Annotated in this window: 17 protein-coding genes; 2 read left to right on the top strand and 15 right to left on the bottom strand. The window is 48.0% G+C overall.

Going from position 1 to position 23,491, the window contains the following annotated elements; translation table 11 throughout:
• Positions 1 to 273: 273 nt before the first annotated feature.
• The 6 genes from MJX74_RS18275 to MJX74_RS18250 all read right to left on the bottom strand — a co-directional run bounded on the left by MJX74_RS18275 (position 274) and on the right by MJX74_RS18250 (position 8,908).
• Entirely contained in the window at positions 274 to 3,336 is a 3,063-nt protein-coding gene (locus tag MJX74_RS18275) for a type I restriction endonuclease subunit R (protein ID WP_240224450.1), read from the bottom strand.
• Positions 3,337 to 3,338: 2 nt separating this feature from the next.
• Positions 3,339 to 4,487 (bottom strand): restriction endonuclease subunit S, encoded by a 1,149-nt coding sequence (locus MJX74_RS18270; RefSeq protein WP_240224449.1) that lies wholly within the window; start codon positions 4,485 to 4,487, stop codon positions 3,339 to 3,341.
• Positions 4,480 to 5,964, bottom strand: coding sequence for a type I restriction-modification system subunit M (locus MJX74_RS18265; protein ID WP_240224448.1), 1,485 nt, complete (start codon positions 5,962 to 5,964; stop codon positions 4,480 to 4,482). The genes MJX74_RS18270 and MJX74_RS18265 overlap by 8 nt, the downstream gene beginning before the upstream one ends.
• Entirely contained in the window at positions 5,961 to 6,836 is an 876-nt protein-coding gene (locus MJX74_RS18260) for a hypothetical protein (protein ID WP_240224447.1), read from the bottom strand. Before MJX74_RS18260 ends, MJX74_RS18265 begins: the two co-directional genes overlap by 4 nt.
• On the bottom strand, positions 6,833 to 8,332 hold the full coding sequence (locus tag MJX74_RS18255) for a type I restriction-modification system subunit M (protein ID WP_068233542.1): 1,500 nt from the start codon (positions 8,330 to 8,332) through the stop codon (positions 6,833 to 6,835). The genes MJX74_RS18260 and MJX74_RS18255 overlap by 4 nt, the downstream gene beginning before the upstream one ends.
• A gap of 282 nt (positions 8,333 to 8,614) precedes the next feature.
• Entirely contained in the window at positions 8,615 to 8,908 is a 294-nt protein-coding gene (locus tag MJX74_RS18250; RefSeq protein ID WP_068233546.1) for a hypothetical protein, read from the bottom strand.
• 172 nt (positions 8,909 to 9,080) lie between these two features.
• Between MJX74_RS18250 and MJX74_RS18245 the strand changes: the two genes are divergently transcribed.
• Both MJX74_RS18245 and MJX74_RS21805 read left to right on the top strand, forming a co-directional pair.
• Positions 9,081 to 9,593 carry a hypothetical protein gene (locus tag MJX74_RS18245; RefSeq protein WP_240224446.1) on the top strand — a complete coding sequence of 171 codons (513 nt, stop codon included), beginning with the start codon at positions 9,081 to 9,083 and terminating at the stop codon, positions 9,591 to 9,593.
• Positions 9,594 to 9,638: 45 nt separating this feature from the next.
• Positions 9,639 to 11,165: a PoNe immunity protein domain-containing protein gene (locus tag MJX74_RS21805; protein ID WP_275692851.1), complete on the top strand. Its 1,527-nt coding sequence runs from the start codon at positions 9,639 to 9,641 to the stop codon at positions 11,163 to 11,165.
• 78 nt (positions 11,166 to 11,243) lie between these two features.
• Here MJX74_RS21805 and MJX74_RS18230 read toward each other — a convergent pair whose 3' ends face one another.
• The 9 genes from MJX74_RS18230 to pepA form a co-directional block, all read right to left on the bottom strand.
• Positions 11,244 to 12,998 (bottom strand): TIGR03545 family protein, encoded by a 1,755-nt coding sequence (locus MJX74_RS18230; RefSeq protein ID WP_240224445.1) that lies wholly within the window; start codon positions 12,996 to 12,998, stop codon positions 11,244 to 11,246.
• A gap of 10 nt (positions 12,999 to 13,008) precedes the next feature.
• Positions 13,009 to 13,500, bottom strand: coding sequence for a TIGR03546 family protein (locus tag MJX74_RS18225; RefSeq protein ID WP_240224444.1), 492 nt, complete (start codon positions 13,498 to 13,500; stop codon positions 13,009 to 13,011).
• A gap of 146 nt (positions 13,501 to 13,646) precedes the next feature.
• Entirely contained in the window at positions 13,647 to 15,131 is a 1,485-nt protein-coding gene (locus MJX74_RS18220) for a Na+/H+ antiporter NhaC family protein (protein WP_240224443.1), read from the bottom strand.
• A 255-nt stretch (positions 15,132 to 15,386) separates the two neighbouring features.
• Positions 15,387 to 15,959, bottom strand: a complete 573-nt coding sequence (locus tag MJX74_RS18215) for a LemA family protein (protein ID WP_240224442.1) — start codon at positions 15,957 to 15,959, stop codon at positions 15,387 to 15,389.
• On the bottom strand, positions 15,956 to 16,999 hold the full coding sequence (locus tag MJX74_RS18210; RefSeq protein WP_240224441.1) for a hypothetical protein: 1,044 nt from the start codon (positions 16,997 to 16,999) through the stop codon (positions 15,956 to 15,958). The genes MJX74_RS18215 and MJX74_RS18210 overlap by 4 nt, the downstream gene beginning before the upstream one ends.
• Positions 17,000 to 17,134: 135 nt before the next feature.
• Positions 17,135 to 18,361 (bottom strand): serine hydrolase domain-containing protein, encoded by a 1,227-nt coding sequence (locus MJX74_RS18205; protein WP_240224440.1) that lies wholly within the window; start codon positions 18,359 to 18,361, stop codon positions 17,135 to 17,137.
• A 239-nt stretch (positions 18,362 to 18,600) separates the two neighbouring features.
• The gene (locus MJX74_RS18200) at positions 18,601 to 21,456 is read right to left on the bottom strand and encodes a valine--tRNA ligase (protein WP_240224439.1); all 2,856 of its coding nucleotides are present in this window, start codon (positions 21,454 to 21,456) and stop codon (positions 18,601 to 18,603) included.
• A gap of 14 nt (positions 21,457 to 21,470) precedes the next feature.
• Positions 21,471 to 21,929 carry a DNA polymerase III subunit chi gene (locus MJX74_RS18195; RefSeq protein WP_240224438.1) on the bottom strand — a complete coding sequence of 153 codons (459 nt, stop codon included), beginning with the start codon at positions 21,927 to 21,929 and terminating at the stop codon, positions 21,471 to 21,473.
• Positions 21,929 to 23,437 carry a leucyl aminopeptidase gene (gene pepA / locus MJX74_RS18190; RefSeq protein WP_068233569.1) on the bottom strand — a complete coding sequence of 503 codons (1,509 nt, stop codon included), beginning with the start codon at positions 23,435 to 23,437 and terminating at the stop codon, positions 21,929 to 21,931. The genes MJX74_RS18195 and pepA overlap by 1 nt, the downstream gene beginning before the upstream one ends.
• Between the last annotated feature and the right edge of the window lie 54 nt (positions 23,438 to 23,491).

The raw sequence follows: 23,491 nt of genomic DNA, 5'->3' as shown, positions 1-23,491 counted from the left end.
CAGTAAAGGTAGCAGTGATTAACTCACGTTAGTTAGTCGGATGGGGAAAGCAAAGATCGACAAGCTGCCTACAGAAATTTTAAAACGCCGATTAGGTCATTGTTTTATAATAATTAAAATGCTCTGTTCTGGTTATCTCAGCGTCAACAGCAAGAGGATGCGCCACAAGGGCAAGGCTGAACGAAAAGTAGCAAAGCAGGTTAATTTTGTTCTGTCCCCGATAACCCTACTTTGGAAATAAACCTTTGCTTTGTATTACGTGAAAAGTAAACATTAATAATGCTCTTCAATATACGCGTATGCCTTGGTGAACAACTCTTTGTCTTTGCCCAAGCCGAACTGTGCCAGCGTTAGTAGCAGGGCTTTCTGTATCTCACGCGGGCCGCTGTTGGAGTTTTGCCAGCCGTCAAATCGGGTTGCTTTAACTATCTTGTCGATTTGCTCTACCACGTCCCCAATTAGCTTTGGCGTGGTTTCTGGCCGGGTTTCCAGGAAGAGTTTGGTTAACGCTTGCTTGTTATCTTCCTGGGTGACAACTTTATCGCCACTTTCGCGCTCAGCCTGCACGGTGTCTTTGGCTGCGTCTAACAGGCCTTTTAGCCAGTCTATGGCTTTAATAACACCGGCTTCGTAGTCTTGGCGTAGCTTTTCTAATCGCTCGCCCAGTGCCACAAATTTAGGGTCGTTGCTGCCACGTAGGCGGCCCATTAGGTCTATTTCTAATTTGCGCGCCCGTTGTTCTTGTTCTTTATCTGTCAGGGTAAAGATGGCGTGCTCATCCATTACCAGCTCGTCGATATCATCCCGAATACGGTTGATGTCGGTATGCTGGTGAATAAGCTGAATGGTTTCTGGACCTAATGCCGCCCAAACCAATGCACCTGTTTGACCAACAGGGCGCACGGATTCATAAATCTGCGCCAGCCATTTGTAATCTTTGCGGTAGGCATTTAAGAATGGATCAGGGTTAATTGCCGACCACAGCTTGGCTACCACACCAAAGGCTGCGGCAAACTCGTCGCGTTTCTCATTAGTAGGCAGGCACTCTTGCGCTGCCATAATGCCCTCAAAGCCTTCCAGGCTGCGGTCGACATTTGGAAAGAAGGCCAGGCACTTTTTCAGCTGCATTGGCAATATGGCTTTAAAGGCTTCAATACCTTCTACAACACCCTCAATCTCTTCCGGGTTGTACGCCAGTGCAGTACGCAGGTTTTCAAAAACGCCAAGGTAGTCGATGATTAGGCCCATTTGTTTGCGGGTTTCATCGTTTTGATAAAGCCGGTTAGTGCGGCACATGGCCTGCAAAAGCGTATGGTCACGTAATGGCTTGTCTAGGTACATGCAGTAGCAGATAGGCGCATCAAAGCCGGTTAGTAGCTTGGCTGTTACGATCAGTAATTGCAGCGGCTGTTTGGGGTCTTTGTAGGTTTCTATTAAGTCTTTTTGCTTTTGCTCGTCGCCATCGATGCTCTGCCAGCGCTCAAAGTCAGTCTTTTTTACAGGCAGCTGTAAATCGTCATGCCACTTGCGCCAGTCTTTATTAACTTTGCCCTTTTTATCGCCGTCTGGCGCTTTAATTGGGGCTTGGTCAATATTCATAACCACTTCAACAGCATCAAAGCCGAGCTTTTCACCCAGCAAGTAATACATCTGCACACATGCATCACGGTCGTACACCACTACCATAGCCTTCATCTTTTTCGGCTTAACGTGGCTGGTAAAGTGCTCGGCAATATCAGCACTTACCGCTGCCATACGTTTAGGCGCTTTTAGCATAATGGCCAATTTGCCAGCACGTTTAGACAGCTCAGTTTTTTCTTCTTCGTCCAGGTTGTTTGCTGCCGCCAAGGCTTCGAACTCTTTGTCGATAGCTTCACGGTCTACACGAAGCTCTGCCAGGCGCGGTTCAAACTTAACCGGATTGGTGGCACCGTCACGGATAGACTGCTTATAGCTATAGCGGTTCATGTAACGGCCCGGGTCGTCTTCAGCACCAAATAGCTTAAAGGTATTGCGGTCTATGCCTGAAATAGGCGTACCGGTTAAACCGTAGAAATGGGCATTAGGCAGCGCCCAGCGCATTTTGTCACCTAAGCCACCTTCTTGGGTGCGGTGAGCTTCATCGACCAGCACAATAATGTTGTCGCGATCGTTCAGGCCTTTTTTATTGGCTTCATCGATTTCAACATCTTTAAATTTGAAGATGGTGGTAATTAAAATGCCCCGGCTATCTTGCTCGATATATTCACCGAGCTTTTTGCAGCTTTGCACTTTAATCAGGTTTTTAACGTCGGCACCGCCAAAGGTTTCACTAATTTGGCTATCTAAATCACGTCGGTCTACCACGACCAATACAGTCGGGTTTTTAAGCTCATTATCTGCCCGCAGCATCTTAGCGGCATACAGCATTAATAATGACTTACCTGAGCCCTGGAAGTGCCAGATAAGGCCTTTTTTCGGGTAGCCACGGCGCACCCGTTCCACAATTTGCTTGGCGGCTTCAAACTGCGGGTAACGCGGTAATATTTTTATGCGTTTGGGCGGTGTGTTTTTGCCGGTTTTAACCGTCGAAAATAACGCGAACGATTGGAGTAACTGCAATAGGGTAACAGGGTTGAGCAGCCCCTCGGCACTATTAAGTACAGTTTGCAGGCCAGGTAAAATGTCATCGCGTAAATCGGTGTTATGCCACGGCCCCCAATCTTTAGGGCCTGCATTAATAGCACCATAGGCAAAGGTTTTACCTTCACTGGCAAAGCACAGCAGGTTAGGCACAAAAAATGGCGCTACGTTTTGCCAGTAGTGCTTTTTACCACCCATAAAATCAGCGGCACCGTCTTGCCAGCTAACGCTTGGCCGGGTGGCGGTTTTTACTTCACCTACTACCAAGGGGATGCCGTTTACGTACAGCACAATATCAAAATACACTTCGGTAGCAGCGATATAATGCACCTGCTGCGACACCACAAAATGGTTGTTTTTGATATCGTCAAAATCTATCAGGTTAATGGTGATATGGTCACCATTTTCACCAAAGGGCAAACTTTTCTCTGCCAGCAGCCATTCCTGAAAATTCTCGTTGGCTTTTACCAGGCCGGTAAACTTGGCTTCCAGAATAACGCCGCGAAGTTTATAAATAATCTCGTCCGCCAGGTCCGGCTGTTTGGCAATATCAGGGTTTAACGAACAAAGCGCGTCTTTTAGCCACTCATCAACAAAGATATCCTGCGCTTGTTTAGGCAGGCTATCACCGTGGCAGTAAGTCCAATTTACCCCGCTTAAGCCTTTTAAGCGGTCGATAATCCCATTTTCCGTGACGGTTTGCTCATTAAACATCTTTATCTCTCAACTAAAGCTCCGGTTATAGAGCAAATTGATGACTCTTTGCCACTTATTAACTTATAGATGCTGTAAAGCTTCAACAACTCCTGACCGATCAAAACCTGCTTTTCATAAGAAGGTGTTGCAACTTTTAACGGTCGTAAAGTAGCCAAATTAATATTTTTTTGGGCACTTTCTGGTGCAATAGAATCAAGATATGGTTTCAGCTGTTTGAGGTAAAATAGCAGCCAAACCCCATCCACCCCGTCTTTAGGATTGATCCCAACGACACTGTCAGTACAGGCAACATCATAAGTAGACATAGCAACGTCCCCGATATTGGCTGCGATTGTTAGAAATATAGTTCCTTTGGGGAAAAGCTTACTTACCGATAGTCCTTTTTCATTAAGGGTTTGCTCGTGACTTTCAATAAACAAAGATGCTCTTCCTACATCACCTGTCTGAAGAAATGGGGTGCTTCCACCATAATAAATAGGATTATTTCGAGGTCTGGGGGTAAACTTACCTCTGCTAACTTCAGCAAGTTCACATAATTCTTTTATCTGCCATCCTTTGGGGACTTGTTGCGGCTTATCTTGAGCAACCACTCTTAAAAGATCAGATACGACAATGCTGAATAAACTATCAAACGCCTCTAAGAGCTGATTGTTTTTGGAACGTATCTCCTCACATTTTACGAGCAGTCCCAACTTACGCTGAATTGACTGCTCATCACCTAGTGTTAAAGAAAACTCCTGTAGTGATTTGAATTTTGTTCTAGGAGATAAAGAACCTGAAGAAGTTGAAATTGCGTGCTTCCAGAAACTATCAGACTGAATCAGAAAAGGAAGAAAATCCGGAAATTTGTTATCAGGTGTACTCTCCATAACAATTATGTCGCCTGAGCAAACACCATCAAACTCCGCAATCGCCGCTTTTTTCAAATAAGGACGTCTTTTGCCGAACAAGATATGTCCTTTTTTAAAAACACGGGTAAAGCTTGGGTTATCTTCCGCAATCATGCCCCAGCGTTTGATCTTTAGTGAGCCAGAATCTAAATGCTCTAAGCCAATATAACGCTCATAGCCATCAGCAATTGAGTCTTTAGTGGTGAGCTTTACTTCTCGGCAAATATCGCCAAATTTAACTGTTTGCTTATCAGTCATTGTTTTCTACCTCGTAACCCAACTGCGCGAGGCTTTGGAATAATTTATTGGTCTGTTTTTTTAGTTGTACCCGACTAATTTTCCAGGCTTCTATCGCATGCTCAATATCATGCACTTCGTCATCGCCTTTAGCTTGTACATAAAGCGGTATCGACAGGTTGTAGAGGTTTTCTTTTATCGCATCGATATCAACCAGTGCGGTAATATCGCTTTGCTTCTCTGGCGTAAAATATGCTTCGCACAGCATTGCTAGGTCATCATCCGATAAGCGGCTATGCGCCCGCTCGCGGGTAACATGCTCAACGCCGTTGATAAACAGCACCCTGTTTTTACGCTCGGCTGGCTTGTTGCAGTTAAGCACTACTACACAAGATTCCATTGGTGAGTTGTAGAACAGGTTTGGCCCAAGACCAATTACCGCCTCGATAATATCTGACTCAATAACCTGCTTGCGAATAGCTTGCTCGGAATCACGGAACAATACGCCATGTGGCCACAGCATGGCAGCGCGGCCAGTGTCCGGTTTTAAGCTTTTAATGATATGGGTGTAAAACGCATAGTCGGCACAGCCTTGCGGCGGTACACCAAATAAATTGCGGCCATAAGGGTCGGCAGCAAATTTGTCGCGGTTCCACTTTTTAATGGAATACGGCGGGTTGGCAAAGATAACGTCAAACTGCTTTAGCTGGTCGTTCTCGATAAACTTAGGCTCTGCCAGCGTATCGCCGCGCAGTACTTCAAACTCTTCGATATCATGCAAAAACATGTTCATACGGGCGATAGCTGAAGTTAGTAAGTTTACTTCCTGGCCGAACAACTTAACGCTACGCCATTCTTTCAAGTCTGAGCGTAAATCCATCACTGCATTTAGTAGCATGCCTCCTGTACCACAGGTTGGGTCGTAGGCAGTTTCACCGGGTTTAAGCTGCATTATGCGCGTCATTAAATGTACAACGGTGCGATTCGTATAAAACTCGGCAGCGGTATGGCCAGAATCGTCAGCGAATTTTTTGATCAGGTATTCGTAGGCTTCGCCCAGGTCGTCTTGTTTAACCGATTTAATACCCAATGGAATTTTGCTGAAGTGCTCAATTAAATCGGCCAATAGATGATCAGGCAGGCGTTCTTTATTAGTCCACTGCGCATCACCAAACACGCCATGTAAACGCGGGTTATTGGATTCAATTAACCGAAGTGCGGTTTGAATGGCCTCACCAATGTTTTTACTGGTATGGCGCACCTTTTCCCAGCGGGCTTCCTCCGGAATATCAAAGCGGTGATACATCGGCATAGCTGCGTATTCCGCATCGCCGTCATGCGCTTCTAAGGCTTCGACATATTCTTCTAGGTAAACGTCTGACAAGCGCTTGTAAAACAGCAACGGGAAGATGTACTGCTTGTAATCTGAGGCGTCAATTTGGCCGCGTAGAAACTCGGCTGCGCCCCAGAGGAGATCTTCTAAATTTTTTCTGTTCATAAACGGTAATCCAAATATTCAGGACCATCACACCAGATGTTTATATAGCCATTTCTTAACTGGGGGCCTGCCTGCGAAAGGATGAAGACCGTTTTGGGTTTCTTGTCGGCCAGTCGCTCCAGTTCATTAACCTTAAAGCGTTTGAAGCCAGACTCTACAAGCTTATCGAGCGGCATGTAAATTGATGGTCTCTTAGTAATTCCTGCAGAAGTTAGTGTTTTATCAAAAACTATGGAATATCCATTTTCTTTTTTATTAAACCAAGCTTTACCGTAATAAATTCGAAATTCATCTTCTAACTCAGATAAATCTTGGCCATTGATTTCGACAAAGAAATCTCTAATGTTAATAACTCCGATTTCTGGAAGCTGAATTGTGTGTGATTCATGTGCTAAAAAAGCATCTATTAGTGATGATAGTGTCTTTGAGCGTTGAATTTTGCGCTTTCCAGACTCTTCGGCATTGCCTCTTCTTGCTTTTACACCACTGTCTGAATCGCCTTGCTTATCTCCTGCTGGCTCGGGTCTTTTGGTGCTGGGGGGCTGTAAATTAAGACGAATAGCATTATCAATGTATTCATCGCTATCACTATAAATGTCCGTTTTCGAATTTGTTCGTTTTTTTTGTTTCTCAATATCCTTTGCTATGTCGCAATTAGGACTATGTTCGCCAACGACTTTATAATACGGATCGCGCTTTCTCTTATCTTTGGGGCGTTCTAAATTAGCACATGTGACTGGCGCGCTACAGTGTTCATCCGGACACTGAAAACTAAATTTGGATTTAACAACGCCAGCTGAAAACTGTCGATCAGCTTCTTCTGCAGTGATATTTAACTTGATATCTTCTGCATATGCCTTCTCTAACTTCATATTTCGAACCCCTCTTCTATAAGAAGGGCTTCAAGCTCTTCTTCAGCTCTTTCCAGCGCAGCGAGCTTTTTCTGAAAATCTTTCAATGCCTCTTCTACGGTAATGCTTTCTTCTTCCAATGGTTTTTGCACGTAGCGCGCAATATTCAGGTTAAAGTCGTTTTCGGCAATTTCATTAAGGCTTACCCAGCGGGCAACGCCTTCAATTTCATCTGCCTTGGTGCCGGTCAAATATTGCTGATGATAGATGCGGTAAATTTCATCAGACTGGTCATTGCTAAGAGTATTTTGCGCACGGCCTTTGGTGTAGATTTCTTCGGCGTTAATAATAAGCACATGATTGTTATGTTCTGCAGGCCGGTTTTGCCGCAGTACCAGAATACAGGCCGGAATGCCTGTGCCGTAGAACAAGTTGCTGGCCAGGCCAATAATGGCCTCTATTTTATTTTGCTTAAGTAGTGCTGTTCTGATAACACCTTCGGCAGCACCGCGAAATAGCACACCGTGCGGTAATACTACTGCCATGCGACCTTTGCTGTTAAGTGACGCCAGCATATGCTGCACCCAGGCAAAATCGCCATTAGTTTGTGGGGCCAGGCCATATTGCTTTCTACCATATTGGTCATTTTGCCATTTGTCATAACCCCACTCTTTTAAGCTAAAAGGCGGATTGGCAATAACACAATCAAAGGCTTCCAGCTGATCATTAACGACAAATTTAGGGTCACGCAGTGTATCGCCCCGCAAAATCTGAAAATCCTCCTGGCCGTGTAAGAACAGGTTCATCCGAGCAATAGCCTCGGTTGTCAGGTTTTTTTCCTGGCCTTTGATTTTTAGCAGGCGTGGATCACCGCCGTTTTCTTGAACATGGTGAATGGTCTCCAGCAACATACCGCCCGTACCACAGGCCGGGTCGTACACACTTTCACCGGCAACCGGGTCCAGCACGTTTACCATTAAGCGAATAATAGTACGAGGCGTGTAGAACTCACCGGCCTTTTTATTGGCTTTGTCGGCAAAGCGTTTAATCAGGTACTCATAGGCGCGGCCCATGTCATCATCACGCACGCTAGCCACGCCTAAATTCACCTTATTAAAGTGATTCAGTAAGGTTGATAGCAGCTCGTCTGACAAGCGTTCTTTGTTAGTCCAACTGGCATCACCGAAAATGCCATATAAGTGTGGGTTAGCTACTTCGATAGTACGAAAGGCATCTTTAAGTGCCTGACCAATATCTTTGGTTTTAGCAAATACCTGGCTCCAGTGTGCTTCGGCTGGAATTTTAATGCGGTGGAACATGTCGCCACGGGCTAACTCTTCATCAGCCACCTGCTTCATGGCATCATCAAATTCTTCGTCATACACATCGCAAATGCGCTTAAAGAACAGTACCGGAAATATATAAGTCTTGTAGTCTGATGCATCGATGGGGCCAGTAATAATGTGCGCGGCATGCCATAGATGTGCTTCCAGATCCTTCAAGTTAATCAATGTCATCTACAACTCAATTCTTGTTATAAAATAGCAATGGGGTTAAACAGAATACTGTACAGCTCTTCAACGCTGTAATACACAGTGATTTTACTCTTCAGTATTTTTTTATTTCAGGGCGTTCAGCTTTCACATCGTCGTTATTGCCCTTGATATGCTTAGCCACTTTAAAGTCGGTTACATCTAATAAAGGTTCATCGGCTGATGTACCAAAAAACAGAAAGGATCCACAAGTTGCATGGTGTTTTCATCAAAGTATCCAGATAACGCAGCCAGATAGTATTCGTACTACGGCTTTTTGCTTAACAACACAAACCCGGCAAAGTACACAGCCAGTGCTATCAGCGGCAGGGTGAAGATCCAGTAGCCGCTGGTGTCGGCTGCGTTTTGGTAGTTAATAATGCCTAAAATTATGCCCACTATGCCCGAACCGGGTAACCATACCCAGGCGCTTAGCATATAGGCGTGCAGTAAACGGTTACGTTGCTGTATACCCATCGACGTATAAAAGCCAATGGCGAACACGATATAAGCGGCAAAAAAAGTAGCGATGCAGGCGAAGATGGTCCAGCCTAATGTCATATCCTGTCCTTGGTAAGTTAGAGCCTTTAATAGCACTATTAAAGGCCTTAAGTGGGTACAGCTGGCGTTATTTTGCGATACTTAGCCGCAGATGTAAAATAAAGCGTTTCATCATTCAGCACAAAGTCACCGGCTTCTGGTGACACTGCAATATTTAACAAGGATGCCCGGCTTGAAAGCGTTACTATTACTTAGTGCCACGGTAGTAACCGTGGTTTGCTCAGGGCCTATACAAGCCGCAGTACCCAGCCATTGTAATGCAGAGGAAGTGACGTTGTTCTCCTGCCAGATTGAGCAATCTGCCAAGGTGGTGTCATTATGTGCATCACAGCCTTTATCAAAGGCGTCGGCGCTGGCTTACCGCTTTGGCAAACCTGATAGCATTGAGCTTGAGTTTCCGAAAACCGCCGTTAATTCAATCGAAAAGTTTCGTTTTGCGCATTACTTCCGCTATCAAGTCGACCGTAAAACCCTGGCGTTTAATATTGGCCACTACCACTATATGCTGTTCGATTATTACGAAGGTGAGGAAGCCCCGCCTTATGGGCGTGGTATTTTGGTAACTGACACCAGGCACAGCGATAAAACAGTTTCCTTGCTATGCCGTGATGAAGTGGTTGCTGAGCTGCCACTGCTTAACGATATTGTGCCCTGTGATGCCGGCAATGCCCTGGCGAACTGCTGAAACGGTACGAAAAATACTTAATTAGGTTAAACGTAGAAAATCTGTATGACGACTTTTTCAACTTATAGCCAGCGTTTTATGGATGAACTGCTGTGGCGCGGGCAACACTTTAATCTGCTGGCTGATAAAGAGCTGGAATCTGCCTTATATGCCTGTGAGCCAATACCAACGCAACATGACACGGATGAGTTTTGTCTGGTGCCAGCAGATAAGTTGTACCGGCTGCCACAGCCGCTTACTGTCGCAGGTTACACCAGCACAGTGGTGTCGGTAATGCTGGGCAATGTGTTTTTAGTGTTTCGCGGCCGACTGGCGCAGCCCCTTGCTAAGGAGTTATCACTTAGCTTTGATCAACAACGGCAAGTACCACGACCGAATGATATGGCCGGTTTACTAAACGTGTATGTCGAAACAACAGATGACCACTATGAAGCAGTAGCAGAGGACGATATAGCGCCCATGCTCGCCGCTGGCAAACTGTATGACAATATCTATTACCGCAGCGAAGAAGTAACCGACGGCATAGTGATCAAGCAGCGCCGGCTGATTGCCTATGAATCCAGCCGTTTTCCGGGCTTTACCTTGTTAGGTACTGAACATGCCGCCTGGTTGAACGATGCAAGTCAGGAAAAACTAAACCAGATCAATGCCCAGCATGAAGCACAGCGTCAGGCTGAACGCGCAGCCGTAGCTGCTGAAGTTAATACCGTGGCGGATACGGATAAGCTAGCGCTATTACAACGCAGCAAAACCACGATGACACCGGATGATGCCTTTATTGCCGCGCGCCGGCAAAAGTTCCTCAGTGCTCAGCTATACCGGGCCATGCTGTCACATTGCAATACGGTGGAAGACTATTGGCGTGATAATCTCATGCAGGCCGACCCAACAGCGGAGGATCAGGCCCGTAAAGCCCGCGATATTCAAAGCGCCCATCTGGATCAGTTACTGCTGAGGTATACCGCCGGTGAAGCCATTGCATCCTTGCCGCCTTACCTTGAAAAATTAATTGCCAGTTATGAGCAGTACCAGCTAGCACTGGCACATTATGAGCAAATGCCCAACGTTTCACCTCTGGCCATAGATGATGAGCTGGAGCACTACGAAGAAGCCGTGCAGGTGATCAGCCTGTGTATTTTGTTGCAGCGCACCGATTTACTGCAGCGCTTTGTCAGCTTACTGGACAACGCTGGCTATGCCGCTGAAGATACCTTGTATGAAGATTTACTCAAAAAACTGCTGCCACAACGCCACGACGTAGATGAGTGGTATCACGAGGTTTATACCCCGCTGATCCAGTCTATTTATGCGCCGGACAAGCAACAGGCCTCTGAGCTGCTGCAACAGTACTGCAATGAGTGGTATCCGGCATTTGAAGAGGCCGCTTGGTATGATGCCCATTCCTGGGGCGATGAAGGCAGTTATGTCGGGTATTGGGCCTTTGAAGCTGCCGCTATCGCCTTTCTCTACGGTATAGACGATAGCAGCATTGAGCATATGGTTTACCCGAAAGAGCTGGCGGCTTACGCCCGTGCTGTCACTCCCGGCAACGGCGTAAGTCCAAAGTGGTAGCAAAGCCTGTGGCTAACATGCTTAATGTGTATTTTTGAAACAGAAAGGCCGCTTTGCAGCGGCCTGATTAGCAGCAGCTTAACCGCCGCCGAGTTTATCCAGCAGTTTGTCTTTTAACTTATCTTTGGCCTGATCTTTTACATCCGCCATTTTAGCGCTAAGCATATTTTCAATACTGCCGCTGATGTCGGCTACTTCACCATCCTGCTGGGTTAACAGTGCTGCCCAGTCTTGCTGGCCGGCCAGGCCGGTTTGCAGCTGGCTGTTTAGCTTTGCCTGTAACTGCGCCTGATAAGCCGCCACTTTTTGCTTGGCCTCGCCCAGCAGCGCATCGCCGAGTATTTTGTCTAACGACGAGCGGATACTTACCTCTGGCGCACTGATAAGGCCGGTGGTGGCGATATTAAGCGGAATTTGCTGTTGTTGGTTAAGCAAGTTAGCCAGTTGCTGCAGGTACTTATTGCCGGTACTGTTAAAGTTAGCGGCGTTTAATACCACGCTGGCTTGCTGGGTTATTTGGTTATCGGTCAGGTTTAACTTACCGCTGGAGCTGATTAAACCGGCGGCCAGATCCAGTGAGGTATCGCCTTTACCTAAGGTGAGCGGTTGCAGGTTTAAGCCGTCCAGTTGCCAGTTAAGGTTAGTCACCATTTGCTGCAGCACAGCAAAATCGCCGCTTAGCTTAAACGCTGCCAGTTGTGGCAGTTGTTTTACATCCAGTGAAAACTTGGTGGCGCTGTTAATCAGCGCATGCTGGGCGGTAATATCTTGCAGCGCTATGGTGGCCTCGCCGCCGCCAATCAGCCAGTTAACCCTGGCAGTTTTTACCCAGAAATCCGGATAAGGCTGGCCCGGTAATGGCAGAATACGGTTCGGTAACACCACTTCAGGTTCAGCTGTTTCACTACCCTGCCCTGCTGATATGCCACCTTCCGGTATATAAGGCTTGGCCAGTTCATACACAGTTTGTAGCTGCGCTACGCGCTCGCCCCAGACATCGCCGAGCAAAATCTGGCTGATACCGGCCAGGCCGCCATCGCTCAGGTTAGCCAGTTGCTGCACTTTGGCGTAATCGGCCAAGCTCGCGGCTTTTAGCTCTTCTACCGCACGCTGCAGGCTGTCTTTACTGTGCGTTAATTGCTGCTTTACCTGCTCTACTTTGGCTTTTTCGCTGTTAAGTTTGTCTTTTAATTGCTGTAGCTGCTGGGCTTTTGCGGCTAAATCGGCAGCGTTGCTGATTTTACTGTCGGTTAAGGCTTTAATATCGGCCTGGTACTGCGCCAGCGAATCTTTAGTTGGCAGCTGGGTTTTCAGCGCTTTTAGTTGCTGCTGCTCTGTAGCCGCCAGCTGCTTTAGTGCTTCGGCTTTGGCCGGTGTTTGCAGGTTGGCGCGGGCGATCAATTCATCAGCGTCTGGCAGATCTACCTGCAGCAGCTGGGCTATATCAACTTTTTCACCCTCAACGCCTGGCACACGGTAAACCTCGCCTTCGCTGCTACGCTCGGCGCCATATTGCAGGCCATCGACTGTTAGCTCATCAATAACGTAATACCCCAACAGCGCTGGCCATACTTCCAGTGCAGCACGGGCATTGCCAAAACTTAAACTGTTGTGCGTGGGCTTAGCGGCGTCGGTTATTTGCAGGTCATTAATGCGCAGCGCCAGCGGTGCCAGCTCGAGTGATACGTTGCTGATATTGACCTCAGCACCAACAGCTTTTTCCAGGCTGTATACCATACCCAGGCGAATCGCCGGGCCTGCGACCAGATAAACCAACGCCAGCAGAGCGGCAAAGAAAACAATAAACACTAACCAACCGGATTTACGGATCATGCTCAGCTCCTTAATTCAATTTTTCATACAGCGCAAACAGCTTGCTGGCTTTGAGCATCTGCATAATTTTCCACTTTTGCACGCTGTTCATCACCCGTACGCGGTATTGCATTACCAGGGTTTTGCTTAGCCAAGCAATGGGTAGCAGCAGTACCGCGCCCAGCACAAAGGCGCCTAATGTCAGGGTGTGGTGTAAATGCAGCAGTTGCAGGGTTTCGGTGTTGGCTAACAGTTGCAACAGGCTGTCGTTTTGCGCGTACTGCCAGGTCAGGTTTTCCAGCGGAGTAGCAAACAGCAGCATTAAGCCTTCGGTTAGGCCCCATACCACAATAAAAGTAGACAGGTTAATGGTTAACAGACACACAATAAGCACGATAAGCAGTGTCAGTAAACCCAGCGGCAATATGCCGGCAAACAGGCCCAGCGCAATGGCCCAGCCAATTTGCCAGGGCGAGACTTGTGAGTTCAGTACTTTTAGAATTTTAGCCAGCATGGTAAGCATAAACACTCCGGTAAACAGGCTGTGTAAAGTTGTTATATGAGATTGTTATATAAGGTAACAGTGTCAGGGCATTTTGTCAGGCGTAAAAAAGGCGCTGGGCCATTATAGCCAGCGCCCCTTATTAACCGGGCAGCTTAAACAGGCGGTTACGCCAGGGCAATAAAACCAAAAAACGCCAGTACCGCTGCAGCAAACGCATACGGAAACTGAGTTAACGCATGGCTCATCAGGTTACAGCCTGACCCCTGTGCTGCCAGTACGGTAGAGTCACTGTAAAAGCAGGCCTGGCTGCCAAATGAGCTGGCTGATAGCAGCGCACCTATTACCAGCGGGATATTGGCTTCAACGGCAAACGCCAGTGGCATAACAATAGGAATAGACACGGCGAAAATACCCCAGGATGAGCCGGTAGCAAACGCCAGCACTGCCATAGATAAAAACACCAGTGCCGGTAGCAACTGAGCACTCATATAAGGCGCCAGATTATCAATAATAAACTGTGGCAGGCCTAACTGATCGCAGACATCTTTAAACACAAAAGCAGCGATAACGGTACAAATGGCAGGCAACATGGTTTTAAAACCATTAATCATCACGTCCATCATTTCCGAGATATTCATCAGGCGCTGCACTAAATACAGCGGCAATGTCAGCAGGAAAGTCATTAACAGGCCTTTCCATACGTCAATTTCAAACCAGATGGTAAAGCCAACCAGCATAATCATTGGCAACAAAAAGTTATGTAACTTGCCGGTTTTGCGGTTGCTTTGCTCAAACTCTTCATCAAACGACTGCACGGCAAAATCATCAGCCGAGTGGGTATCCTGTGCGGTAGTGGCCGAATGGGGCGCATCTTCTGCTGCGATCAGTGATTGCTGCGCTGCCAGCTCAGCTTTTTTCATCGGGCCAAATACCGGCACTACGCCAAGAATAACCAGAATAACCATAATCATCGCCAGCCAGGCGTACAGCATGTAAGGAATGGCAGAAATATAGGTTTGAATACCGCTGGCGTCACCTGCCGGTGTTACATCATTAGCTACCAGCAAACCGCCGAAGAACACCGCCCAGGTTGAAATGGGAATAAGCACACAAATGGGTGCGGCGGTAGAGTCGACAATATAGGCCAGCATCTCGCGTGATACTTTGTACTTGTCGGTAATGCGCTTCATGGTTTCACCCACTGTCAGCGCATTTAAGTAGTCATCAACAAAAATAACAATACCCAAAAAGCAGGTCATCAGCATGGAAGACTTACGCCCTGTAGCCACACGCTGCGCGGCGCGGCCAAAAGCAAAAGCCCCGCCAGTGTGTACCAGCAAAGCGATAAGTGAGCCAAAACCACCACACACCAGAATTAACCAGCCGATGGTTTCGTCCTGCATTACCCGCAGTGAGGTGTCGGCCATATTGCCTAAAGCACCTGCGGGCGATAGCAGCAACATACCGGCAATGGCCCCCATGATCAGCGCTAATATCGGCCGTTTCAGCCAGATAGCAATAGCCAGCACTACAACAGGGGGTATTAAACTTATGAAAGAAGGTTCGATAGTGATAACGTCGGCGGCCGCTTCGGCCGCCGCAGCAACAGGTTCGGCGAGGCTCTCGACCAGGGTATCTGCTGACATCATTTATTATTCTCAAAGTTAACTCCGGCAAGCCGGATAAAAGTTAAGTGAACCGTTGCAGCAGATAACCAAACTCAACGGAGAGTTTGCTTGCTATATCAGCCATGCTGCGCTGAAAAAGTGAGCGCTAAACATCAGACTTTACTGCATAAATACGCAGTGCAAGCGTATAGTCAGCCAGTTGCCGAAATACCGCGCAATCATAGCAAAAAAATTTCGTCTGGCAATCGGATCTTTGTGCAGCTTTGCCCGCTGTGGTTACTGTTTTTTCAAGCTATATTCAAAGCCCTGCTCTGCTTCTGAATCGGTAAAGGTCTGAATTTTTTGTTTGCGGTTGAACTGCTGGTTAACCAGCGAGTTTGGAAAGGTTTCAATACCGTTATTAAAATCCTCCACGTTTTGGTTAAAAATACGGATAGCCGCGCCGATATTTTCTTGCTGATTGCTGATTTCCCGCATTAGATTATTAAAGGTTTCAGATGCTTTCAGCTCAGGATAGTTTTCTACCGCTACCTGTAAGCCTTTAATAAGATTCGTGGTTTTCTGTTCAGCTTGTGCCAGGCCGGCAGTGTCTACGTTATCTGCCGACAGGCTGTGTAAGGCGCTGCGCAGCTCAGTGATCTGTGTCATTACCCCCGCTTCGTATAACTGATATTTCTCGGTCAGTTGTTCCAGTGCCGGGATGATTTTGTTTTTCTGCCGTTCCTGCGTAATAACATTGGCCCAGGCCCGCTCTACCGCGTTAAGGCGGGTAATAATGCCGTTATAAATGGCAATAATAATAACCGCCAGTAAAGCAGCAATAACAGCAACAGTAATAAAAGTGGTCATAGTCTGGCATCCTGTAAAGAGATAGCGGCATGATTGGCAAGATGATGAATAAAATGCAACGCCTGATGCAATTTGTCCAGCGGTGTGTGGGCTGCAATTTCCTGGCGGAATAGCTCGGGCTGCTGCAACGAGTATTGCCGCTTGGCCAGCAGCAGGTTGTTGTCATTAAATGACAGACATAAACCGGCATCGGGCTGCAGTTCAACATTAGGCCGTTGTAATATCGGATACAGATCTTCAAAAGCAACCACTACTGCAGGTTTCATCAGCCGGGCTGCCTGCATTTCATCTGTACTTTGCACCCGGTAGTGATTATTAAAACGGTTAGATGCCGGACGATAAGTTGCCGGTAGTTTGTGATCCGGCGCATGGCTGTAAACCAATACAGCCGGGGTTTTAAACTGCGGAACACAGATACCATAGCGGTGATAGTGGTCGTATACCGTTCTGGTGCGGATACGGGTTCCGCCTTTACCGTCACTTTCGGTATAGGTTTCTCTGCGTTTATCCACATAATGAAAATGATAAAAATAGTAGCTGAAACTGCTGCTATCGCTTGCTGAATGCCCCTGATAAAGCTGCTCTATTTTCCGGCTGTAATTGCCCCGTTTAAATTCTAAAAAGGCCGTCAGTAGCTGATTGGCCACATCTTTTGCTACCAGTGGTTTAATCTGGTTATCGAACAAGACGTTTTTAGTAAAAATATCATTGGATAACCTGCTTACACTGCGGTTACGCGACAGGGCAAACAGTAACAACCCGGCCGCGGCTGCCATTAACAAGGCAAAACCTGTCCAGCCCGATGGCCGGATATACAGATAATACTGATGCTGAAAAAGCAGCAACAAAACGCCGGCCAGCGCCAATACTGCCGCCAGAGCGTATTGCAGCCGGTTACGGTACACCAGTGGCGCATTAAAACGCGCGGCCAGTTCAGTTATCTGCAGCAAGTCCTGCACAGTGGTAGCAGCACGGCTGCGCTTTGTCAGCTCAGCCATTAACTGTTTTAATCTGCTGTTATGTGTTGCCGCAACGGCCATAAGCATTCCGTCTATCTGTTTTACGCTACCGGCACTATAACAGAAATAAAAACCGGAACAATATCAAGGTATTGATTCAGCTTTAACGGCATATTGCTTTTAAAAACTGCTGTTTATTCTGCACGCGTTGAGAACCTACAGCTGAACTAACTTTGTCGCAATCTGCTTCATGGCAGCAGCTGCTTTGTCGTCCACGCCCCTGTTCATCAGGATAATAAAACCATCTTTGCTACTGCGGTCAAAATAAAGCGCGGTAAAGACACCTAAGTCTGAACCCATATGGCCTGTTAAGCCCATTTCGTTGTCTCGCCAGAAAAAACGTTGATTAGCAGAAACTGACTCTGGCAGCTGTAAGCTGAACATTTCGTTATACATAGCGTCCGACAATAAAGGACGACCAGCACTATCCTGATTATTCAGTAGCGCAACCAGAAACTGACTCAGTTCGCTGATGCTACTGCGAACACCTCCGTCCGGGTATTGTGGATTACCGAAATGCGGGTAAGGTTTAAAGCTTTTGTATTTTGCAGGCGGATCAATATAACGGCCAATCAGGTAGTTTAGGCTTGGCGACTCCGTATCAGCGCAAAGAAACAAATAAGGTACGCATTGCTCTACTTCATAAGGTACTGCCACAGTTTCCAGAGCCACATCATGCAGCAACCAGCTGGTATGAGGCATTGCCAAAGCCGGAAACAAATTAGCTTTGCTGTACTGTGCCAGCGACATGCTTGTTGTTGCTTCGACCAGATAGCCGGCAAGCCCTGCGGCTAAATTACTGTACTGGCGTTTTTCACCGGGTAACTGCAGCAAAAAGTGTTCACCTTGCCGGTAATTATCGCCATCAGCTAACAGCAGGCTGGTGAGATGTTGCCCTAAGGAGATATCTGGATCCCGATTTTCTGCATAACTGTTGATGTCATAAAAATCGGCAATGCCAGATGAGTGGCTGGCCAGATGGCGCAAGGTTATTTTTTCGTCAGCAGTATGGGGGTTATCGACCCTGAATGGCAGATAGTTATTAATATCTTGCGCTAAATCGAGCTTACCCTGATCCACCAGTTGCAACAGCACAAGACCCATGATGGGTTTACTGATCGATGCCAGATTAAATAAGGTGTCTTTGGTTACCGGCGCGCCGGTTTCAATATTGGCTTTGCCATAAGTTTGCAGCAATATTGTCTGACCATTTTTAATCCGCGCAATAGCAAGCCCGGGGATAGCGGCCTCTTCCATCAGGGCCGGCAAGTACAGCTCCAGCCCGGCTATATTCTGGCTGACGTTTTGCTGCTTTGGCAGTACAAACCATAGTACGGCTATGGCAAAGAACAACACTAAGACAAATCCACAGAACTTTTTCATTCACATCAATCCTTTAGTTATTAAAATTAGGGATTTGCAAATGATGCGCCATAGCGGAAATTCATATAACGCTTTGAAATTAATCTGATTTATATTTTTATATTGGTGAGATAAGTAGCGGCTTTCACTATCAGTTAGTGAAAAAGCATACAATGCAGGCTTATTTCACCTGCAGGCAATACAGCGCGGATAAAAAAGGCGGCCATCAGGCCGCCTTAGCACTACAAAACTCACTTGGTTTAAAGCGCAGCGATCTCAGCTTGTTGGGCTTGCAGCTTAACCACTGCTTGCTCCAGCTCGGCTTGCTTGGCGCGCTCTTTTTCCAGTACTGCTTCCGGTGCTTTGGCAACAAAACCTTCGTTGCTAAGCTTGCCTGCCACACGGGCCAGCTCTTGCTGGGTTTTCTCCAACTGCTTGGCAATGCGGCTTAACTCAGCGTCTTTATCAATTAAACCGGCCATTGGAATGAGTAAATCCATGCTGCCGATTAACTGTGTAGCGCAGGTTGGTGCCTGATCATCTGCACCCAATACGGTAATGCTATCAAGCTTGGCCAGGTTCATCAGAAAGCTTTCGTTCTCGCTCAGGCGGCGCTGCTCTTCGCTGTTCAGGTTGCGCAGCAGTATACTAAGCGGCTTACTTGGGGCGATATTCATCTCGCCGCGCACGTTACGAATGGCATTGATTACGGCTTTTAACCATTCCAAATCGGCTGTTGCTGTGGCATCGACCAGGCTTTCATCCGCTTGCGGGTAGGCTTGCAACATAATGCTGTCGGCGTTGATGTTGGCTAATGGTTTTACCGATTGCCAAATGGTTTCGGTAATAAACGGCATTATCGGGTGCATTAAGCGCAGCAGGCTTTCCAGCACGGTAACCAGGGTATGGCGGGTAGCGCGTTGCTGGGCTTCATTGCCTTTAAACAGTACCGGTTTGGTCAGCTCTAAATACCAGTCACAGAACTGGTTCCAGGTAAATTCGTACAGCGCAGTTGCGGCTAAATCAAAGCGGTAGGTATCAAAGTACTGCCGCACTTGCTTAACTGTTTGCTGGTACTGCGCCAATATCCACTTATCGGCCAGCGATAACTGCATATCGCCGCCGTTAAAGCCGCAATCCTGGTCTTCGGTGTTCATCAGTACATAGCGGCTGGCATTCCACAGTTTATTGCAGAAATTGCGGTAGCCTTCTAAGCGCTTCATATCCCAGTTAATATCACGCCCGGTTGATGCCAGCGCAGCTAAGGTAAAGCGCAGCGCGTCGGTACCGCTGGCGCTGATGCCTTCAGGGAATTGCTTGCGGGTGCGTTCGGCAATTTTCTCGGCATCTTTGGGCTGCATCATATTACTGGTACGTTTGGCCAGTAACTCGTCCAGCGTAATGCCGTCAATCATATCCAGCGGGTCAACCACGTTGCCCTTGGACTTTGACATCTTATCGCCGTTTTCATCGCGGATAAGCCCGGTAACATACACCGTTTTAAACGGTACCTGCGGCTTACCGTCTTTATCTTTAATAAAGTGCATGGTCATCATGATCATTCTGGCAACCCAGAAGAAAATAATGTCAAAGCCGGTTACCAGCACGTTGGTAGGGTGGAAGGTGCGCAGCGCGTCGGTATCTTCCGGCCAGCCCAGGGTGGAGAAGGTCCACAGCGCCGAGCTAAACCAGGTATCCAGTACATCGTTATCTTGCTTTAACACGACGCTGTCGGCTAACTGATGTTTAGCCCGCACTTCAGCTTCATTGCGGCCAACATACACTTTGCCGTTTTCGTCGTACCAGGCTGGAATACGGTGGCCCCACCATAGCTGGCGCGAGATACACCAGTCCTGAATATCGCGCATCCAGCTGTAGTACATGTTTTCGTATTGCTTGGGCACAAATTCAATCTGGCCGCTTTCTACCGCTTCGGTGGCGGTTTTTGCCAGTGGCGCAACCCGCACATACCATTGATCGGTTAACAGCGGTTCAATTACCACGCCGCTACGGTCACCGTACGGCAGGGTGTTGGTATGATCTTCTACTTTTTCCAGCAAGCCGGCAGCGTCAAATGCCGCCACTATGGCTTTACGCGCTGCGTAGCGGTCCAGCCCCTGATACTCAGCAGGAATAACACCAACCAGCGCCGGATTTAACTCGCCATTGCAATGGAAGCCTTCACCTTCGCTACGGATAGTGGCATCCGGCGTCATCACGTTAATCATTGGCAACTGATGCCGCTTACCCACTTCATAGTCGTTAAAATCGTGTGCCGGGGTAATTTTGACGCAGCCGGTGCCTTTTTCCATATCGGCGTGCTCATCGGCAACGATAGGAATACGGCGGTTTACCAGCGGCAGCATAATAGCTTTGCCAATCAGCGCCTGATAACGCTCATCTTCCGGGTTTACCGCTACGCCGGTATCACCGAGCATAGTTTCCGGTCTGGTGGTGGCTACTACCAGGTAATTCTTACCATCGGCCGTTACAGCGCCGTCGGCCAGTGGGTAGCGCAAGTGCCACATATGGCCTTTTTGCTCTTTGTTTTCCACTTCCAGATCAGAGATGGCGGTATGCAGTTTCGGATCCCAGTTTACCAGGCGTTTGCCACGGTAAATCAGCTCGTCGTCATACAAACGGACAAACACTTCCTGCACCGCATTGGACAAGCCTTCATCCATAGTGAAGCGCTCGCGCTGCCAGTCTACCGAGTTACCCAAGCGGCGCATTTGCGAGGTAATAGTACCGCCGGACTCTTCTTTCCACTGCCAGACTTTTTCAATAAAAGCATCACGGCCCAGTTGGTGGCGACCAGGTAAGCCTTCAGCTGCCAGTTTACGCTCTACCACCATTTGGGTAGCGATACCGGCATGGTCGGTACCTACCTGCCACAGGGTGTTTTTACCCTGCATGCGCTGGTAACGGGTAAGGGCGTCCATAATGGTTTGCTGAAAGGCATGGCCCATATGCAGGCTGCCGGTAACATTTGGCGGCGGGATCATAATGCAGTAGTTACCGTTACTCTCATCGCCGTGTGGCGCAAAGTAGCCTTTAGCCTGCCAGGCATTATACATCGCCTGTTCTATTTCACTGGGGTTAAACGTTTTTTCCATGATAGTACCTGTGCTCAGCCGGCGTTAACGGTTTGCGGGTTAACGCCCAGCTGACGATATTGCTTAAAACGCTCCCGCGCCTGCACTTTTAGTTGCTCGGCGGCGGGAACAAATTCGATGATTTGGCTAAAGCGGTTGGCAAAAGCCGGGATCTCAGTGGCTAAATTAATCAGCACCTGGCGGTTTTGCCGTGGCGCCTGCCAGCTTATTTCTACCGGTGCGCCGTATTTAGGGCCTTCGCCGCTTAAGTTATGCGGCACAAAACGTTCGGCATCAAACTGCCACAGCAGTTCGTCAAACGCTTCGGCCTGTTGCTGGTCGGCAGTATAAACGAAAACCCGCTGCTTGGCGCGGTACAAGTCGGCACAAAGCTGGCAAGCTAAAGTAAAATGAGCTGGCGTATTGCTCAGCTCATTTTGTATCGCTTGATCTTCTGCCGGCGTGTCGTTTAGCAGATAAAAGCTAACTTGCATTAATGATCCTGCTGCTGGCCAACCCGGTTAATTAAAAACTGGGTTAACAGCGGTACCGGCCGGCCGGTGCTGCCTTTATCTTTACCACCACTGCGCCAGGCAGTACCGGCAATATCCAGGTGTGCCCAGTTATACTTGCGGGTAAAGCGCGATAAAAAGCAGGCGGCAGTAATAGTACCGGCGGCGCGGCCACCTAAGTTACTAAAATCGGCAAAGGGGCTTTCCAGCTGATCCTGATAATCATCCCACAGCGGCAGGCGCCAGGCGCGGTCACCACTTTGCTCTGAGGCATTTAAAATCTCATGCGCCAGTGGGTTGTGGTTGCTCAGCAAGCCGGTAGCATGTTTACCCAACGCGATAACGCAAGCGCCGGTTAACGTAGCCACATCGATAACCAGTTCCGGGTCAAAACGCTCAACATAAGTTAACGCATCGCACAGCACTAAGCGGCCCTCGGCGTCGGTGTTTAATACTTCCACCGTTTGGCCCGACATAGTGGTTAAAATATCACCCGGCCGGTAGGCGTTAGCATCCGGCATGTTCTCGGCGCCAGCTAATACCGCAACAATATTAATTGGCAGGTTTAAATTGACTACCGCATGCATGGTACCCAGCACAGAGGCGGCACCGCACATATCGTATTTCATCTCGTCCATGCCATCGCCGGGTTTTAAGCTGATACCGCCGGAGTCGAAGGTTAAGCCTTTACCTACCAGTACTACCGGCGCGCTGTCGTTACCGGCACCGTTGTATTTAATCACTGCCATGCGCGGGCCGTTAACCGAGCCACGGCCTACTGCCAGGTAAGAGTTCATACCATGTGCAGCCAGCTCTTCCGGGCCTAACACATCAACACTGATTTTGGCTGAGCTTTCGGCCAGCAGCAGCGCCTGATCGGCCAGATATTGCGGAGTACAGATATTCGGCGGCATATTGCCAACGTCTTTACACTGCTTAATACCGGCAGCGATGGCTAAGCCATGCTCTACTGCTTTTTCGCCAATGGTAAGATCGCGCCGGGTGGGTACATTAAACACAATTTTGCGCAGCGGGCGGCGGGTTTCATCTTTTTTGCTTTTTAAGCGGTCAAATACGTACAGGCAGTCTTGCGTGGTTTCCACCGCATGGCGCACTTTCCAGTATGTATCGCGGCCTTTTACGTGCAATTCAGATAAAAAGCATACTGCTTCCATCGAACCGGTTTCGTTTAAGGTGCTGATGGTTTTGGCAATAATCTGCCGGTACTGGCGCTCGTCCAGCTCACGCTCTTTGCCGCAGCCTACCAATAATACACGCTCGCTCAGTACGTTAGGCACATGGTGCAGTAACAACATCTGGCCTGGTTTGCCTTCCAAATCACCACGGCGCAGCAAGTTGCTGATATATCCTTCACTGATTTTATCCAGTTGTTCTGCTACGGCGGAAAGACGGCGCGGCTCGTACACGCCAACCACAATGCATGCACTGCGTTGTTTTTCCGGACTTCCGCTTTTTACGCTGAACTCCATACTAACTCCTGATTCTAATAGACTGTGCTAACATAACCTGCACATATATGGCCA

This window comes from Rheinheimera hassiensis (assembly GCF_022436675.1).
Taxonomy (GTDB): domain Bacteria; phylum Pseudomonadota; class Gammaproteobacteria; order Enterobacterales; family Alteromonadaceae; genus Alishewanella; species Alishewanella hassiensis.
This window is presented reverse-complemented; position numbering and strand designations above follow the sequence as displayed.